Source organism: Candidatus Pelagibacter sp. HIMB1509 (assembly GCF_052047855.1).
In the GTDB taxonomy this organism is placed as follows: domain Bacteria; phylum Pseudomonadota; class Alphaproteobacteria; order Pelagibacterales; family Pelagibacteraceae; genus Pelagibacter.
The window spans coordinates 93879-112015 of sequence record NZ_JBNAIU010000001.1; the positions used below are offsets into that span (position 1 = coordinate 93879).

The 18137-nt window shown below is 29.4% G+C and carries 15 protein-coding genes and 1 tRNA gene; 3 read left to right on the top strand and 13 right to left on the bottom strand.

The window, feature by feature from the left end; translation table 11 throughout:
* The first annotated feature begins 8 nt into the window (after positions 1-8).
* The 3 genes from ACTTBO_RS00485 to ACTTBO_RS00495 are packed head-to-tail and all read left to right on the top strand — an operon-like array spanning position 9 to position 3300.
* Complete coding sequence (locus ACTTBO_RS00485) at positions 9-542, top strand: J domain-containing protein (RefSeq protein ID WP_428079254.1); 534 nt, start codon at positions 9-11, stop codon at positions 540-542.
* Positions 526-1500: a cobaltochelatase subunit CobS gene (gene cobS / locus ACTTBO_RS00490; RefSeq protein ID WP_440650635.1), complete on the top strand. Its 975-nt coding sequence runs from the start codon at positions 526-528 to the stop codon at positions 1498-1500. Before ACTTBO_RS00485 ends, cobS begins: the two co-directional genes overlap by 17 nt.
* Complete coding sequence (locus ACTTBO_RS00495; protein ID WP_440655699.1) at positions 1501-3300, top strand: cobaltochelatase CobT-related protein; 1800 nt, start codon at positions 1501-1503, stop codon at positions 3298-3300. It begins immediately after the preceding gene.
* On the opposite strand, the gene ACTTBO_RS00500 is transcribed toward ACTTBO_RS00495, so the two are convergent.
* The 13 genes from ACTTBO_RS00500 to ACTTBO_RS00560 all read right to left on the bottom strand — a co-directional run bounded on the left by ACTTBO_RS00500 (position 3294) and on the right by ACTTBO_RS00560 (position 18102).
* On the bottom strand, positions 3294-4577 hold the full coding sequence (locus tag ACTTBO_RS00500) for an ActS/PrrB/RegB family redox-sensitive histidine kinase (protein WP_440655701.1): 1284 nt from the start codon (positions 4575-4577) through the stop codon (positions 3294-3296). The genes ACTTBO_RS00495 and ACTTBO_RS00500 overlap by 7 nt on opposite strands.
* Before the next feature lie 2 nt (positions 4578-4579).
* Positions 4580-6643 (bottom strand): DNA gyrase subunit B, encoded by a 2064-nt coding sequence (locus tag ACTTBO_RS00505; RefSeq protein WP_440655703.1) that lies wholly within the window; start codon positions 6641-6643, stop codon positions 4580-4582.
* Positions 6644-6773: 130 nt separating this feature from the next.
* Positions 6774-6863: transfer RNA gene (locus tag ACTTBO_RS00510), tRNA-Ser, on the bottom strand.
* Positions 6864-6881: 18 nt separating this feature from the next.
* Positions 6882-7721, bottom strand: a complete 840-nt coding sequence (locus ACTTBO_RS00515; RefSeq protein ID WP_440655705.1) for a glycosyltransferase family 2 protein — start codon at positions 7719-7721, stop codon at positions 6882-6884.
* Positions 7718-8539, bottom strand: a complete 822-nt coding sequence (locus ACTTBO_RS00520) for a hypothetical protein (RefSeq protein ID WP_440655707.1) — start codon at positions 8537-8539, stop codon at positions 7718-7720. Before ACTTBO_RS00520 ends, ACTTBO_RS00515 begins: the two co-directional genes overlap by 4 nt.
* Positions 8536-10347, bottom strand: a complete 1812-nt coding sequence (gene lepA / locus ACTTBO_RS00525) for a translation elongation factor 4 (protein WP_440655709.1) — start codon at positions 10345-10347, stop codon at positions 8536-8538. The genes ACTTBO_RS00520 and lepA overlap by 4 nt, the downstream gene beginning before the upstream one ends.
* A 5-nt stretch (positions 10348-10352) precedes the next feature.
* Positions 10353-12761 carry a phenylalanine--tRNA ligase subunit beta gene (gene pheT, locus ACTTBO_RS00530; protein ID WP_440655711.1) on the bottom strand — a complete coding sequence of 803 codons (2409 nt, stop codon included), beginning with the start codon at positions 12759-12761 and terminating at the stop codon, positions 10353-10355.
* Complete coding sequence (gene pheS, locus ACTTBO_RS00535) at positions 12758-13825, bottom strand: phenylalanine--tRNA ligase subunit alpha (protein ID WP_440650647.1); 1068 nt, start codon at positions 13823-13825, stop codon at positions 12758-12760. The genes pheT and pheS overlap by 4 nt, the downstream gene beginning before the upstream one ends.
* A 40-nt stretch (positions 13826-13865) precedes the next feature.
* Positions 13866-14222, bottom strand: coding sequence for a 50S ribosomal protein L20 (rplT, locus tag ACTTBO_RS00540; RefSeq protein WP_440655712.1), 357 nt, complete (start codon positions 14220-14222; stop codon positions 13866-13868).
* Positions 14223-14224: 2 nt separating this feature from the next.
* On the bottom strand, positions 14225-14431 hold the full coding sequence (gene rpmI, locus ACTTBO_RS00545; protein WP_023854436.1) for a 50S ribosomal protein L35: 207 nt from the start codon (positions 14429-14431) through the stop codon (positions 14225-14227).
* Between the two features lie 53 nt (positions 14432-14484).
* A complete protein-coding gene (infC, locus tag ACTTBO_RS00550) occupies positions 14485-15030 on the bottom strand; it encodes a translation initiation factor IF-3 (protein WP_075505925.1) in 546 nt (181 codons plus the stop codon).
* On the bottom strand, positions 15031-16947 hold the full coding sequence (gene thrS, locus ACTTBO_RS00555; protein ID WP_440655714.1) for a threonine--tRNA ligase: 1917 nt from the start codon (positions 16945-16947) through the stop codon (positions 15031-15033).
* Entirely contained in the window at positions 16948-18102 is a 1155-nt protein-coding gene (locus ACTTBO_RS00560; protein ID WP_440655715.1) for a glycosyltransferase family 4 protein, read from the bottom strand. It abuts the gene before it with no gap.
* Positions 18103-18137 lie beyond the last annotated feature (35 nt).

Below are 18137 nucleotides of genomic sequence, written 5' to 3' on the forward strand. Positions count from 1 at the left end.
ATTATATCATGAAAAATATTTGTGACTGGAATAATTGTAATGAAATTGGTGAATACCGAGCGCCAATTGAGAAGGATAATAGCAGGAAATATAGAATGCTTTGTCTGGAACATGTTAAAGAATTTAACAAAAACTGGAATTATTTTTCTGGGATGAGTGATAATCAAGTAATCAATTTTTTAAAGTCAGATATGACTTGGCACAAACCCACTCAAAATTTTAGTTCTTCAGATAATTTTTTTAAAGTCCTATGGAACACAACATTAAAAGATGAATTTGATAAAGATAAATTCAATGGAGACTATAATCATATGCGTCAATTTAAATTTGATCATAAAGATATTAAAGCATTTGGAATATTGGGAATATCTGTGGGTTTAAAGTGGCAAAAAATACAAGAAAAATTCAAAGTGCTTGTTAAAAAATTTCACCCTGATATGAATGCCGGAAATAAAAAATACGAGGAAAAATTAAAACTGATAACTTTAGCTTACACACAGCTAAAAAACACTTATAGGGAAAAAATTGACTCCAAATCTTAACATCCAACCTGACATAAAAGTTTCTTTAAAACAATCTTTTGGAATAGATTCTGAAATGGAAGTGGATGCCTTTTCAAAAAGAAGTGAATATGTGCCTGAAATAGATAAAAATTATAAATTTGATAGAGATACTACTCTTGCAATCATTTCAGGATTTGCATTCAATAAAAGAGTATTGGTACAAGGATATCATGGTACTGGAAAATCAACACACATAGAGCAAATAGCTGCTAGATTAAACTGGCCTTGTATTCGAGTAAATTTAGACAGTCACGTAAGTCGAATAGATTTAATAGGTAAGGATGCAATTGTCCTTAAAGATGGAAAACAAGTAACACAGTTTAATGAGGGTATTCTTCCATGGTCAATTCAAAATCCGGTTGCTTTAGTATTTGATGAGTATGACGCTGGAAGACCTGATGTTATGTTCGTCATTCAAAGAGTGTTGGAGGCTGAAGGAAATTTCACACTACTAGATAAAAACAAAGTAATTAGTCAAAATAAGTATTTCAGGTTATTTGCTACATCTAATACCGTTGGGCTTGGTGATACTACTGGACTTTATCACGGGACACAGCAGATTAACCAAGGTCAAATGGATAGATGGAATATTGTAACAACATTAAACTATCTAAGCCTAGATAGAGAAATGGATATAGTTTTAGCAAAGAATAAAAATTTAAATAATGCTAAGGGAAAAGAAAAAGTTGCTAATATGATTAAAGTAGCATCCTTAACTAGAAAAGGTTTTATTGCCGGAGATATATCTACTGTAATGAGTCCAAGAACAGTTCTTCATTGGGCTGAAAATTCTGAAATTTTTAAGGATACCGGATATGCATTTAGAGTAACCTTTTTAAATAAGTGCGATGATATTGAGAAAAATACAATCGCGGAATATTATCAAAGATGTTTTGGTGAAGAATTGCCTGAGTCTTTGATCAATATTCAAATTTAAATGAGCAATAAAGAAACAAATTTAAAAGAAAAATTTAGAATTGCTTTATCTTCAACAGCAAAAGTAATCGCAGACGATATTGATATAAACAACAAATCTTCTGAAGATAAAAAAACGAAAGATATTTCATCTTTAGAAATAAATGATCTAACTAGTCCAAGTGATTTTATAAAATTAAGGGCTGAAACAGACTCTACAGCACTTAAAAAAAGGTTTTCTAATGAAAAAATTTACAAAAAAAATTTACCTTCAAACACTTCATCTAGATCCTTATATAATATAGCTGAAAAGATTAGATTTGAAGCCCTAGGAGGCAAAATGTTGAAAGGAATTCAAAAAAATTTTTCTGAAAACTATTCACAAATAATTAATCGTAAAAGAAAAGATCAGCTTAAAACAAAAGAAGACGTTCCTGTTGCTGAAGCATTTGAGCTATATATGCTTAAAAATTTTCATAATATAGACCTAAATCCTTTAACATCTAGAATGCTTAATTTCTGGGAAAAAGATTTTGAGCAATCAATTAATAAGCATAAAGAGTTTTTATTAAATAATTTAGAAAATCAAAATACATACAGTTCTAAATTTTCTGAAATACTTGAAGAAATGGATATTTTTCAAAGCGATGAGGAAGACCAAGAAGAGGAAGAAAATCAAGATCAAGGTCAGGACAATCCCTCAAATGATGACCAAAATAAAGATAATGAAGATAGCAAAGATGAAAATGATGAACAGCAAACAGAGGCATCTGTTGATGCTGATTATAGTATAGACGAGTTTAATTTGGATGAGCAGTTGTCTGATGTTGAGTCTGATGAACAAAACTCTGAGCAGGTAATTCAAAAAAAAATTGATAATGTAAATATAGATTATAAAATATTTACTACACAATACGACGAAGTTGTTAAAGCTGAAAATCTAGAAAATGCAGATGAAGCTACTAAACTTAGGAAAAATTTAGATCAGCAGTTAATTGGTTTCCAAGATGTAATTACCAAGTTAGCTAATAAACTTCAAAGACAATTACTAGCAAAACAAAATAGAGCTTGGGAATTTGATTTAGAAGAAGGCTTACTTGATAGTTCAAAGTTACCAAGAATAATAATGGATCCATATAACTCTTTGTCATTTAAAAAAGAAAAGGATTTAGATTTTAAAGATACAGTTGTAACTTTACTTATTGATAATTCTGGTTCTATGAGAGGAAGACCAATAACGATTGCTGCTATTTGTGCAGATATTTTGTCAAGGACACTCGAAAGATGTTCGGTCAAAGTAGAGATTTTAGGATTTACCACAAAAAACTGGAAAGGTGGACAAAGTAGAGAATTTTGGACTAAAAATTCAAAACCAAAAACACCTGGGAGACTTAACGACCTAAGACATATAATTTATAAAGGTGCTGATACACATTGGAGACAAGCAAAAAATAATTTAGGCCTGATGTTAAAAGAGGGCTTGTTAAAAGAAAATATTGATGGTGAAGCTATATCTTGGGCTTACAACAGGATTAAAAAAAGAAAAGAAGAAAGAAAAATTTTAATGGTAATTTCTGATGGAGCTCCAGTTGACGACTCGACGCTTTCAGTAAATTCAGGAGACTTTTTAGAAAAACATTTAAAGAAAATGGTCAAATTTATTGAGAATAAATCTGATATTGAAATTTTAGCGATTGGTATTGGCCATGATGTTTCGAGATATTATGATAGAGCTATAAAAATTACCGATGTAAATGAATTAGGTGATGTGATGATATCTCAACTAAGCTCTTTGTTCGAAACAAAGAAAAAATTTCATTGAATATTAAATAAATCTTTATTTCTCCATTTAATTATCACTTCAGCACCAGATCTTGTTTTAGAGTTTCTGCATATTACAGAAGCAAAATTTTTTTCTAACAATGTTTTTCCTATAAACAAACCTAAACCAAGTCCTGTTTTTGATCTATCTTGAGGATTATTTGGTTTTAAATAAGGTTCTCCTATTTTTGACAAAATATCTTTTGGATAACCTGGACCATCATCCTCAACACTTATTTCGGTGAATTCACTATCACTCTTTAAATTTATAAATATATTTTCATCAGAAAATTTATTAGCATTACCTATAAAATTTCTTAGTCCATAAACAATTTCTATAGATTTAACTATTTTTTTTGAGTTAGAATCTTGATCAAAATTAAAGATAAATTTCTTTGTACTTATCTCTTTAAATGAATTTAAAATTTCATTTAAATAATCTCTAATAGAAATATCCTTATCAATAAATTCATCTTCTTCATCTGGATTTAGTGTTAATTTTTTTAATATTTCATTACATCTTTCAACCTGACTAGATAATAAATTTATATCTTTTTCCACATCTTTGTTACCTTCAAATTGTTTTAGTAACTCTTGGGTAATTATTTTTATTGTAGAAAGTGGTGTTCCCAAAGAATGAGCAGCTGCAGCGGCTTGACCACCCAAGGACAATAGTTCATGTTCTTTGGCCATTACTTCTTCCATTTTTGTAAGAGCTTCTTTTCTTAACCTAGATTGAGTTCCAAATGTCATTGCAAAATAATTTAAAAAAACAAGAGCAATAATCAAAGCAATCGGGATAGAGTAATAATAATAAGGGCTTACATGAAAATGGTCCCCAAGTGGAGAAGGTAATTCTGTTGAATAAAAAGTTAAAAATATAATTGATAAAGCTGTTAACAATACAAGCATAGTATTTGTTCTAAAACTTAAATTAGATGATGAAAATACACTTGGAATAATTATAAAAATAACAAATGGATTAAGAATTCCACCTGACAAGTACAGTAAAATAGCTAATTGCAAAATATCAATAACTAAAAAAATGAAAGCTGATCTGTCTGATAATTGAGTTTTTTTATAAATAAAAATTAAGTAAAAATTACTTATGATACCAATAAATATAATTAGATTAGAAGTGATAAAGTCAAATTTAAAATCTAATACAAAGTATACAAAATTTACTGCAATTAACTGTCCAACTATACCAATCCATCTTAAGGTAATATAAGTAGATTTTTTGAATGAATGGTGTTTTGAAGTTTCAAAAAACTTCATTTTTAAATATCAAGATTTTTTACATTAATAGCATTTGAAACTATAAAATCTTTTCTTAACGCAACATCACTTCCCATTAGTGTATGGATAAGACTTTGATCTTTTTTAAGATCTTTTGAATACTGAACTTGAAGCAAATTTCTAGTTTCAGGGTCTAAAGTTGTATTCCACAACTCTTCTGGATTCATCTCACCGAGTCCCTTGAACCTTTGTATGTTCATTTTTGATTTTTCTAAATCTAAAGCATTTAAATAGTCTTTTGACCCCTTTTTCAATTTCTTCAATTCCTTGTTATTATTTACGATATAATCCTCTAATTCTTTTTCATCTTTAATATAAATCCCTTTTGAACCTTTATTAATTTTAAATAATGGTGGTTGAGCTAAATAAACATGACCATTTTCAATTAATTTATTAAATGGTTTGTTATTAAAAAAAGTTAATAACAATGCTCTTATGTGGGAACCATCAACATCAGCATCTGTCATTATAATTATTTTACCATATCTTAAATCTTTTAAATCTATTTCCTGAGATTTAGGATCAAGTCCGAGTGCATTAATTAGTGTTACTATCTCATTTGAAGATATCATTTTTGCAAGAGCTTTTGTTCTTAGATCTGAACCATTGCCATTGCCATTGCCATTTTTTTTTAAATTTATATCTTCAACATAAGTATTTAAAATCTTACCTCTCAGAGGCAAAACAGCTTGATTTGCTCTATTTCTTCCTTGCTTTGCGGATCCACCTGCTGAGTCTCCCTCAACAATAAACAATTCTGTGCCCTCTTGTTTTCCTATCTGACAATCAGCCAATTTTCCAGGTAATCCACTTAATTCAAGAGCTCCCTTTCTTCTTACATTTTCTCTAGCTTTTCTAGCAACATCCCTTGCCATTGCCGCTTGAATAACTTTAGCTAAGACTATTTTTGCAATCGATGGGTTTTGGTCAAACCAAATTGATAGTTTTTCATTAACTAATGTTTCAACAATCATTCTAACTTCAGATGAAACCAGCTTATCTTTAGTTTGTGAAGAAAACTTAGGATCAGGAATTTTAGTTGAAAGCACACATGTTAAGCCTTCTTTAATATCATCTCCTGAAATAGCTAATTTATTCTTTTTTAACAAATTATTTTCATTTGCGTATTTATTTACAACTCTTGTAAGAGCACTTCTAAAACCTAATAAATGTGTTCCACCATCTTTTTGATAAATATTATTTGTGTATGGAAATATATCTTCTGCATAACCTGCATTCCATTTTAATGAACACTCTATTTCAATATTATCTTTTTTGCCTTCAATATAAATTGGTTTTCGAAATAAATCATTACCATTTTTATTTTGTAGTTTTTCTCTTTTCTCATCTAAAAAATCTACAAACTCTAAAACACCACCATCAAATTTAAATTCAGATGTTTTTTCTTTTTTTTGACTGGCGTCAGTAAAAATTATTTTTATACCTTTATTTAAGAATGCCAACTCTCTCATTCTTTTAATTAAAATATTTGCACTAAATTTAATTGATGAGAATATATCTTTCGACGGTAAGAATGTTATTTGAGTTCCTGTATTTTTAGATTTTCCAACTACTTTAAGAGGGGATTTTGCTTCACCATTTTTAAATTCTATAAAATGTTTCTTTCCATCTCTATTTATTTCTAATTCTAGTTTTTCTGACAATGCATTAACTACTGAAACACCAACTCCATGCAGTCCACCAGAAACTTTATATGAGTCATGATCAAACTTACCACCAGCATGAAGTTGAGTCATAATTACCTCGGCTGCAGATTTTTTTTCCCCTTTATGCATGTCGACAGGTATACCTCTTCCATCATCATTTACGGTAATTGTTCCATCAGAATTAATTTTTACATTAATATTTTTACAATGACCTGCTAATGCCTCATCTATCGAGTTATCTACAACCTCATAAACCATATGATGTAAACCAGTGCCATCATCAGTATCTCCTATATACATCCCTGGTCTTTTTCTGACTGCTTCAAGGCCTTTTAAAACTTTAATTGAATCTGCTTGATATGTATTTTTGCTTGTCATTTTTTAAATTTTGGAAAGATAAAATTATAACATTTTTTTTAAAAAATGCTGATTTATCTCAATAATTTAATATTTAAATAGTTAAATAGTTAAATAGTCAAATTATTCTTGAAAAACCTAGCAAATTAAATGGCGGAGAGAATGGGATTCGAACCCATGAAAGAATTACTTCCTTACACGCTTTCCAAGCGTGCGCCTTCAACCACTCGGCCACCTCTCCTCAGAAAAACTAAAAAAATTAATTTATTTTAGAATAAGGTCTATAAAAGGATTTCCTTAAAAATAAAGAATTTAGCAAACCTAGCAACCTCATACTATAAATTATTTTTTTTTTACGATTAAAAATTAACATATAAAATAAATACTTTATTAATATAGTAACAAAATTGGGAATTGTTTTAATTAAAGCAATAGTGAATCCATGATGTTTTTTTGCAAAATAAAATTTTGACCACATCCAATGCCAATTTCTAGATTTCTCCATCTCAAAGTCTTCCTCATCGTTATGAGAATTACCACCAAAATGATTTATTTTGACATTAACTAAAATTATTCTTCCACCTTTTTTCTTTATATTCAAGCAAAGATCTATCTCCTCGAGATATAAAAAAAAATTTTCATCAAAAGAAATTCCAAATAAATATTTCTTATTTAAAAGCATTGCAAATCCTTTTACATAATCCACATCTATTATTTCTTTACCATTAAAACTAGAATCTTTTTGATCATGATTTTCTAGAACAGATGCTATAGAAAAATTTTCTTTTTTTATTTTAGAGAGAAATAAATCTAAATTTTTTTTCGATAAAAAAGTATCAGGGTTAATTATAAATATATAATTTGTTTTTGATTTTAATATTCCAATATTATTTGCTCTTCCGTATCCAATATTTTCCTCCATCACTAAACATTCTAAATTTTGAAAATTTTTTTTTAATTCATCTTGAAGATGAAAATTCCTAGAGTTTTCAATAACAATTTTTGGTGAGATTTCAGGCAACTCACTTAAACAATTAAAAATAATTTTTTCACTTTTAAAAGTGGTAATAACAAATGTTATTTCACTATAATTTATCATTCTATCCAATTCAAATAATGCTTTTTATTTTTAACTAAATACTCTGGGAAAGAGTTGTCTATTAAAATTTTTTTATATTTTACAGATCTATTAAATATATCCTCTAATTTTTCGATTTTTTCTTTTATTAGTTTTTCATTTTTAAATTCTGCTCTATTTAATTCTCCATGACAGAACGAAGAAATTTTTTTTGCTAATCCTGATGGAGTTTTTAAATTACTGAAGTGCCACCCTCCATTTCTTATAATTTGATAATTTTGATTAAAAAAAAATTTCTTAAAAAAGTTTCTATTTTTTATTTTAATATTTCTTAACCATTGAGGAGATTTTAAATATTTTTTTACGCATATTCTAGAGCCATACCAAAGAGGCTGGGTTTCATTTAATACGTTAAATTTATAATAAAAAAAATTTTGTTCAAAAAAAGCAAACTTTTTTTTAGGTTTAAATTCATTTATCTTTAAAGGATTTGGAATTTCATCTAAATCAGAAATTATAATCCAGTCTTCTTCTTTAGCATCAACTAAATTATTTTGAATTTCATTCCTCATGGATTGATCTCTTAGATGACCCAGGTCCCAATTTTTTTTAAGCTTAATTGATTTATCGATATTTATTTTTTTTAAAGAAACATAATCAATTTTGCTTTTAAATTTGCTAAATTTTTTAATATCAAAATTTAATTTTCTTTTGTTACCTTGATGATCTTCTGCTGCTTCGATAATTATGAACTTATCTACATATTCATTTAAAATGTTTAATCTTAAATCTAATAAAAGATCTTCATCAAAGTACATAAAACAATCAAATATTTTCACTTTTTTTCACCGCTAATTTTTAAAACACCAATAAAAGCTTCTTGAGGAATTTCAACTCTCCCAAATTGTTTTGATCTTGCTTTGCCTTTTTTTTGTTTTTCTAAAAGTTTTCTCTTCCTGTCTGTTGCACCACCACCATGTATCTTTGTCAATACATCTTTTTTAAAACCCTTTATTGTTTCCCTGGCAATAATTTTTCCTCCAATTGCAGCTTGAACAGGGATCATAAAATTATGTCTTGGGATAAGGTCTTTAAGTTTTTCACAAACTTCTCTACCTGTTTTTTGTGCGAAATCTTTATGTATCATCATGGCTAAAGCATCAACAGGTTCAGCGTTTACTAAAATACCAAGTTTTACTAGATCGCCTTCTCTATGCTCAATTATTTCATAATCAAAACTTGCATATCCACTCGTCATTGACTTAAGTCTGTCGTTGAAATCAAACACAACTTCATTTAATGGAAGTTCATAATTTACTACTGCTCTACTTCCAGAATAACTAAGGTTGGTTTGTACTCCTCTTTTGTCTTGACACATTTTAATTATTGAACCTAAGTACTGGTCTGGAGTAATAATGGTTGCCTTAATCCAAGGTTCTTCAATATATTTTATTAATGTAGGATCTGGTAAACTTGATGGATTTTGTAAATCCATAGTATCACCATTATTCAAATGAACTTTATAAACTACTCCTGGTGTTGTTGTTAATAAATTAACATCAAATTCTCTCTCAAGTCGCTCTGTTACTATTTCTAAATGAAGTAAACCTAGAAACCCACATCTAAATCCTAAACCTAAAGCGGAAGATGATTCTGGTTCAAAAGAAAAGCTTGCATCATTTAATTGCAACTTTGCTAAACCATCTTTTAATTTTTGAAACTCTGAACTGTCTACAGGAAACAACCCACAAAATACAACAGGTTTACTAGGTTTAAAACCTGGTAAAGCTTCATTTAATGGTTTTGTTGCATCACAAATAGTGTCTCCAACTTTTGTCTCTGATAAAACTTTTATCCCTGTTGTGATAAATCCTATTTCTCCTGTTTTTAATTCATTGATATCAACTGGCTTTGGTGTAAAAACACCAACTTTTTCAACGATATATTCTTGATTTGTGGACATCATTTTGATCTTCATATGTTTAGAAAGTTTCCCATCTATAACTCTAACTAATATGACAACACCTAAATAAGTATCGTACCAACTATCAACTAGTAAACATTTTAAATCCGATGAACTTTCACCTTTTGGTGCTGGTAAAGTCGTTATAATTTGCTCTAAAATATCTCCTATTCCCTCTCCAGTTTTTCCCGAACATGGAATGGCATTCTCTGTGTCTATTCCAATAACTTCCTCAATTTGCTTTTTTGTTCTTTCTAAATCAGAAGCTGGTAAATCTACTTTATTTAATACCGGCACAATTTCATGATTTGTATCTAATGCTTGGTAAACGTTTGCTAAAGTTTGAGCTTCAACTCCTTGTGTACTATCCACAATCAAAATTGAACCTTCACAAGCATATAATGATCTACTTACCTCATAACTAAAATCTACATGGCCTGGTGTATCTATGATATTTAAAATATATTCTTTTCCGTCTTTAGCTTTATAATTTAGCTTTACTGTTTGCGCCTTTATTGTGATACCTCTCTCTCGTTCAATATCCATTGAATCTAAAACTTGAGCTTTCATCTCTCTTTCAGTCAGGCCACCACAACTATGAATTATTCTATCTGCAATAGTAGATTTTCCATGATCAATGTGTGCGATGATTGCAAAATTTCTTATATTATCGATTGAACTCATTGGCTTTAGGATCGAATTTTAGCGCCAGTTTTATTTTCGACTGTTTCTATAATTGATTTATTGATTTGATCTAAATCTGCTTCTTTAAGAGTTTTTTCTTGAGATTGAATTGTAACACTGATCGCAATTGATTTTTGGTTTTCTGGAATATTGTCGCCCTCATAAACATCAAAAACTTTAATGTTTGAAATCAAATTTTTATCAACATTTGATATAACATTTACTAAATCTTGAACATTAATTTTCTTATCAACTATAAAAGCAAAATCCCTTTCTGACTTTTGATAATCTGAAACAGAATATTTTGTTTTTTGATCTTTTAGTGATTTTTTGGGTAATTTTAAATTATCAAGAAATATTTCAAAACCTACTAGAGACTCAGTTTTCATATCTATTTGCTTAATGATATTTGGATGAATTTCACCAAAGTATGCAGCCACACTTTCTTTACCTCTATTCAAAAATAATCTTCCTGATTTACCTGGATGATAATAATCAGGTGTTTCATCATCAATAAAAAATTTCTCTGCATCGTAACCTGCTTCAACTAAGGTTTGAACTACATCTTTTTTAATATCAAAAACATCAACATTTCTCTCTTTTTCTAACCAAGAAAGACGAGATTTTTTTCCAGCAGATAAACCACAGACTACTATATTTTGTTCACCAGGTTGTTTTCCAAAAAATGTTGGTCCTATTTCAAAAATAGATAAATCTTTAAAACCTCTATCTATATTTTTGCTCATATACATAATTAAATTTGAAAATATTGAATTTCTTAAAACTCCTAATTCTGAACTTATAGGGTTCACAATTTTTAATTCATCATTTTGTCCTTTGAAATGATTATTATATTTTGCATCTGTGAAAGACCAAGTAATTGCCTCCAAATAACCTTTTGAAGCAACAGATCTTTGAAGGAAATGAAACAATTTTTGAGTTTGTGTTAAAGTAGATTTTTTTCTCTCTTTGATAGGTTCTTCTATCTTTATTTTATCATAACCAACTATTCTTACCAATTCCTCAACAACATCTATTTCCTGAGTAATATCTGGTCTCCAGGATGGGATACTTAGTTTAAAACCTTTTTTATCTTTTTTACATGTAAAACCTAAGTTATCTAAAATTTTTAACATATCTTTTGTTAAAATTTTAAAACCTGTAACTTTTTCAAACGAATTTGGATCAAATTTAATTATTTGATTTTTAAATGCACTAATTTTTTGGATATCAATCTTACTAATTTCACCACCACAAATTTCTTTAATTAAAAAAGCAGCTTTATTTAAACCTTCTTCAATTGATAATTGGTCTATTCCTCTTTCAAATCTAAATTTTGCATCTGTATCAATATTTAATCTTTTTGCTGTTCTTCTAATTGATCTTGGATCAAAATAAGCTGACTCAATTAAAACATTTTGTGTATCCATTTCTGTTCCAGATCTTGTGCCTCCGATTATACCACCAAGTCCTAATACACCTTTATCATCACTAATTACACACATATCATCTTCAAGTTTATAGGTTTTGTTATCTAAAGCTGTGAACTCTTCACCAGATTTTGAGTTTCTAACGATTATACCTTTTTCAATTTTATCAGCATCATATGCGTGTAATGGACGATTAATATCAATCATTACATAGTTTGTAATATCAACAATTGCTGAAATAGGTTTTTGACCTATAGAAATTAATTTATCCTTTAACCACTTTGGACTTTCAGTATTTTTTACATTTGTTACCAAACAGCTTCCAAAAGAAAAACATCCTTGGTTTTTTTCGTTTGTAATTTTTACTTTAATTATTTGAGATTTTTTCGATTTTATTTTTTGTTCTTTAATCAGTTTTAATTTACCAAAGCCTGAAGCCGCTAAATCTCTAGCTATCCCTCTAACACCAAGGCAGTCCGGTCTGTTGGGTGTGATTGATAAATCAATCAAATTAGAACTAGATTGAGTAAAAAAACTTTTTCCAATACTATTGTTGTATTTCGAAGATGAAAGCTCAGTAATTCCATCACTCTCCTCAGACAAATTGAGTTCAGATTCAGAACAAAGCATACCACAAGATGTAACATCTCTAATTTTTGCTATAACTAATTTAGTTTTATTTTTTGGAATAACTGCACCAGGAGGAGCATAAACAGTGATCAAACCTTCTCTAGCATTTGGTGCACCGCATACTACTTTCTTGATCTCTTTTTCACCTACATCAACATCACAAACTTTTAAACGGTCTGCATTAGGATGTTTTTCAGTTTTTAAAATTTTTGCTACTTTGAATAAATCTAAACCTTCAGATAAATTTTCAACACTTTCAACTTCAAGTCCAATATCAGTTAATTTCTCAAGTAACTTCTCTTCCTTAGCACTTACAGATAGATGATCTTTTAACCAATCAAATGTTATCTTCATCGACTTAGACCTCTATAATTTGTAGGAACATCAAGAGGATCAAACCCAAAGTGGTTTAACCATCTATAATCACAGTCAAAGAAAGCTCTTAAATCATTAATACCATATTTTAGCATAGCTAACCTGTCTATACCTATGCCAAATGCATATCCTTGGTATTTAGCAGGATCAACTTTAACATTTTTTAAAACATTTGGATGAACCATTCCACATCCTAAAATTTCAAGCCACTGATCCCCTTCTCCTATAACAATTTTACCATCTTTAATTTCGTAACCAATATCTACTTCTGCAGATGGTTCTGTAAAAGGGAAATGACTTGGTCTAAATCTCATTTTGATTTTTTCCACTTCAAAGAACTCTTTAATAAAATAATTTAAACATCCCTTTAAATGACCCATATTAATATCTTTATCTATATGAAGGCCCTCAACCTGATGGAACATTGGCGCATGCGTTTGGTCACTATCTGATCTATATGTTCTACCTGGAGCAATAATTTTAAACGGTGGCTTGTCTTTTAACATAGTTCTAATTTGAACTGGTGAAGTATGCGTTCTTAACAAAACTTCCTTATTTTCGTCTAAATAAAAAGTATCGTGCATATCACGAGCAGGATGATTATCTGGAGTATTTAGTGCAGTAAAATTATTATATTCATTTTCTACATCTGGTCCTTCTTCAACACTAAAACCTATTTCTGAAAATATAGATGAGATTTCATCTATAGTTTGAGATACAGGATGAATTTTTCCTCTAACAAAAGGTCTTCCAGGTAAAGTTATGTCAACTTTTTCTTTTTCAAGTTTTTGATTAACTTCTTTTGTTTCTATTTCTTTAATCTTTTCCGAAATTAAAGATTGCAGTTCATCTTTTATTTTATTCAAGTCTGCTGCAAAAGTTTTTCTATCAGACTCTGGTATTGATCCTACAGTTTTGAATAAAGATGAAATTTGACCATTTTTTCCAAATAACTCTGTTTTGATTGAATTGATTTCATCTAAGCTTAGCTCATTTTTAAGCTTTGATAAAAATTGATCTCTAATATTTTTTATGTCTGACATATTAGTAGATTATTTCCTTAAGAAATAAAAACAATAGAGATTAATTTAAAGCGGATTGAGCTTTTTGTACAATTCTTTTAAATGCTTCTGGGCTATCGTAAGCAATTTCAGCTAAAATTTTTCTATCTATTGCAACACCACATTTACTTAAACCATTAATGAATTTTGAATAAGTCATACCCTCTGCTCTTACACCAGCATTAATTCTTTGTATCCATAATGATTTGAAATCTCTTTTTTTATTTCTTCTATCTCTGTAAGCATACTGCATGGATTTCTCCATAGCTTGTTTAGCAACTCTGATAGTATTTTTTCTTCTGCCCCACTGACCTTTTACAGCTTTCAAAACTTTTTTATGTTTTGCTTTACTTGTTACGCCTCTTTTAACTCTTGCCATTGTTACCCTCTTAAACTGTAAGGCATATATGATTTAACAATTTTGCCATCTTGTTTAGACAAAGTTGTAGTGCCCCTTAATTTTCTAATTTGTGAATTCGTTCGTTTAATCATACCGTGTCTTTTACCGGCTTGAGCAGATATAACTTTACCCTTAGCTGATATTTTAAATCTTTTTTTTGCTGAGCTTTTTGTTTTTAATTTTGGCATAATTCTGCGGACTTATACAAAGAATGTTTAAATTTTACAACCTCTATTAAGGCTTATAAAGGTTGAATTACCATAATCATTTGCTTCCCATCAAATTTGGGTTGCAACTCTACTCTACCAATATCCTTCATATCCTCTTTAATTTTACCCATCAGTTCATTGCCTAAATGAGAGTGTTGGAGCTCTCGCCCTTTAAATCTGATAGTAAATTTAACTTTATCTCCTTTGGAGATAAATTTTTTTGCATTTTTGACCTTAAATTCGTAATCATGAGTTTCTGTTACAGGTCTCATTTTAATTTCTTTTAATGAAATTATTTTTTGTTTCTTTTTTGCAAGATTTGCTTTTTTTTGAGCATCATATTTATACTTACCCATATCCATGATTTTACATACAGGTGGGTTAGCATTAGGTGCAATTTCAATTAAATCTAATCCTTGGTTTTTAGCCATTGATATAGCTTCATTAGTACTGATCACTCCAAGATTTTCACCATCACTTGCAATTACTTGAACATCAGGTGAAGATATTCGGTTATTAGATCTTGGACCTCTATCCTTTGTTCTTCTTTGAAAGTAATTTTGTTTGAAATCTGCCACTTAGTTTGATGATGCTTTATTTAAAGCAGAGAAAGTTTTTAAGAATGAATCTATATCCATATTTTCTTGTTTATTAGAGTCTAACCTTCTAATCGTTACTGAATTGGAGTCAACTTCTTTTTTACCACAAATTAACAAAAGAGGTATTTTTGCTAAAGAATGATCTCTAATTTTATAGTTTAAATTATTATTTTTAATATCAACTGCAGAACTTATGCCTACCTCTTTAATTTTTTTTGAAACTTCTATTGCATAATCATTAAATTCTTCTGAAATTGGAATTACCATAGTTTGTAAAGGTGAAATCCAAAAAGGAAATTTACCAGCATAATTTTCAATCAATATTCCTATAAATCTTTCTAGAGAACCAAACAACGCTCTATGAAGCATAACAGGAACTTTTTTTGTTCCGTCTTTATCAACATATGATGCATCTAATCTTCCAGGTAAATTTAAATCAACTTGTAAGGTTCCACATTGCCAATCTCTTCCAATAGCATCTCTTAAAACAAATTCAATTTTTGGCCCATAGAAAGCACCTTCACCTTTATTAATACTATATTCTAACTTAGAAGCTTTAACTGCTTCAAGAAGTGAAGCTTCTGCTTTATCCCAAACGTCATCATCTCCTACTCTAACCTCCGGTCGATCAGCATATTTTAAAATCACATTTTCAAAACCAAGATCTTTATAAATATCTAATATTAAATTTGTTACATTTAAACACTCACTCGTAATTTGATCTTCCGCACAAAAGATATGCGCATCATCTTGTGTAAAAGCTCTAACTCTAAGCAAACCATGTAAAGCACCTGATGGTTCGTAACGATGAACCTTACCAAATTCTGTGATACGTAATGGAAGATCTCTATAACTTTTCAATCCTTGATTAAATACTTGTATATGACCTGGACAATTCATTGGTTTTATTGCAAACACTTTTTCATCAGGAGTTTCTGATGTGTACATATTCTCTCCATATTTTTCCCAGTGACCAGATTTTTCCCACAATTGTCGGTCTAAAATTTCAGGTGTATTTACCTCTTTGTATCCAGCAGCATCTTGTCTACCTCTCATATAATTAATTAATTTTTGAAATAATGCCCACCCTCTCTCATGCCAAAAAACTGAGCCTGGACTTTCTTCTCTAAAATGAAACAAGTCCATTTCTTTACCTAATTTTCTATGATCTCTTTTTTCTGCTTCTTCTATTCTTTTTAAATGCTCATCTAAATCTTTTTGAGAAGCCCAGCTTGTACCATAAATTCTTTGGAGCATTTCATTTTTTGAATCACCTCTCCAATAAGCTCCTGAAACTTTCATTAATTTAAAGTATTTTCCAATTTTACCTGTTGAGGAAAGATGGGGTCCTCTACAAAGATCGTGCCAATCTCCATGGAAATAAATTGAAACATCTTCATTCTCTGGTATTGCCTCAATTAACTCAGCTTTATAGATTTCACCTTTTTTTTTAAAATGATCTATGGCTTTATTTCTGTCCCAAACTTCCCTCTTGGTAACCTCATCTCGATCAACAATTTCTTTCATTTTATTTTCAATCTTTGTTAAATCATCTTCTGTAAACGGATCTTTTCTAGCAAAATCATAATAAAATCCATTTTCAATTACAGGGCCAATCGTAACTTGTGTTCCTGGAAACAATTCTTGTACTGCCATTGCTAATATGTGAGCAGTATCGTGTCTAATGGTTTCTAGACCTTCAGGATTTTTAGATGTAAAAATTTTTACCGAACAGTCTTTCTCAATTAAATGTTCTAAGTCTTTTAACTCGCCATCTACACTTATTACCATTGCTTGTTTAGCTAATGATTTGCTAATTTTTTCTGCTACTTCTAATCCAGTAACTTTATTTGGGAAATCAATATTATTTCCATCAGGTAATGTAATTATAGGCATTTAATTTATTAATCTTTTATACTCTGAATAAGTAGAAAAGCACATTTTTTCAACATTAAATTTTTGAACTATATTTTTTCTTCCTTCAACACCAATTAATTTTAATTGAGTTTCGTCAATTGTCAGCGTTTTTAAAATTTTCTGACTTAAAGACTTTGCATCACCCGCTTTAAATAAATAGCCTGTTTTTTCATCAACTACAGTCTCATTAGAGCCACCAATATTACTCGCAATAATTGGTTTCTCCATAGATTGGGCCTCCACAGAAACTCTACCAAAAGCTTCTGGTTCAATAGAAGCTGAAACAATTATATCAGAAACTTTGTAAGCTAATGCCATATCTTTACAGTGATCGATAAATCTTATCTGTTTAGTCAACCTATATTGTTCTGAAAGCCTTATTAGTTTTTTTTTATACAAATCCCTTCCCTGATCACTTCCAAGGATAACAGCATAAAATGCCTCATAACCTAATTCAATATTTACCAGATTGATTGCTTCAATAAATACCTCTTGTCCCTTCCAGGTAGTTAATCTACCAGGCAAAAGTATAATCTTTTTATCTTTTTCTATTTCCCATTGTTTTAATAATTTTTTCTCTTCAGTTTCAAGCTTTGTGGTAGGGTCAAAATAATCAACATTAATTCCTCTAAATACTACTAATAATTTTTTTTTTTGATTTAAGTAATTTGAATAATTTTCTTTAATGTGTGAAAAAATAAAGTTTGATCCTGCAATAATTAAGTCAGAACGAACCATTACTGAATTATATAATTTTTTCAAATTACTTTTAAAATTATAAGTTCCGTGAAATGTAGTCACAAACTTTCTACTTGTTATTTTAGAGGCTATTAAACAAGACCATGCAGGCGCTCTACTTCTCGCGTGTATGATCGAAATATTATTAAATAAAATAATAAAAGTTAAAATTATCGCATTAATTAAAATTAATATTGGATTTTTACTTTGAACTGGAAGTCTAAAAACTTTTACTTTATTTTTATCTACAAATTTAAGTAACTCACCACCACTAGTAACTATATATGATTTGCAACCGTTTTCAGGCAAATAGTGAGCAATATCATAACAGCCAGTCTCTGCACCGCCATATCCAAGTTTTGGAATTACTTGCAAAACTTTTAAATTAGATGACATTTGTTATGATTATATATTAATTAGCAATTCTTATA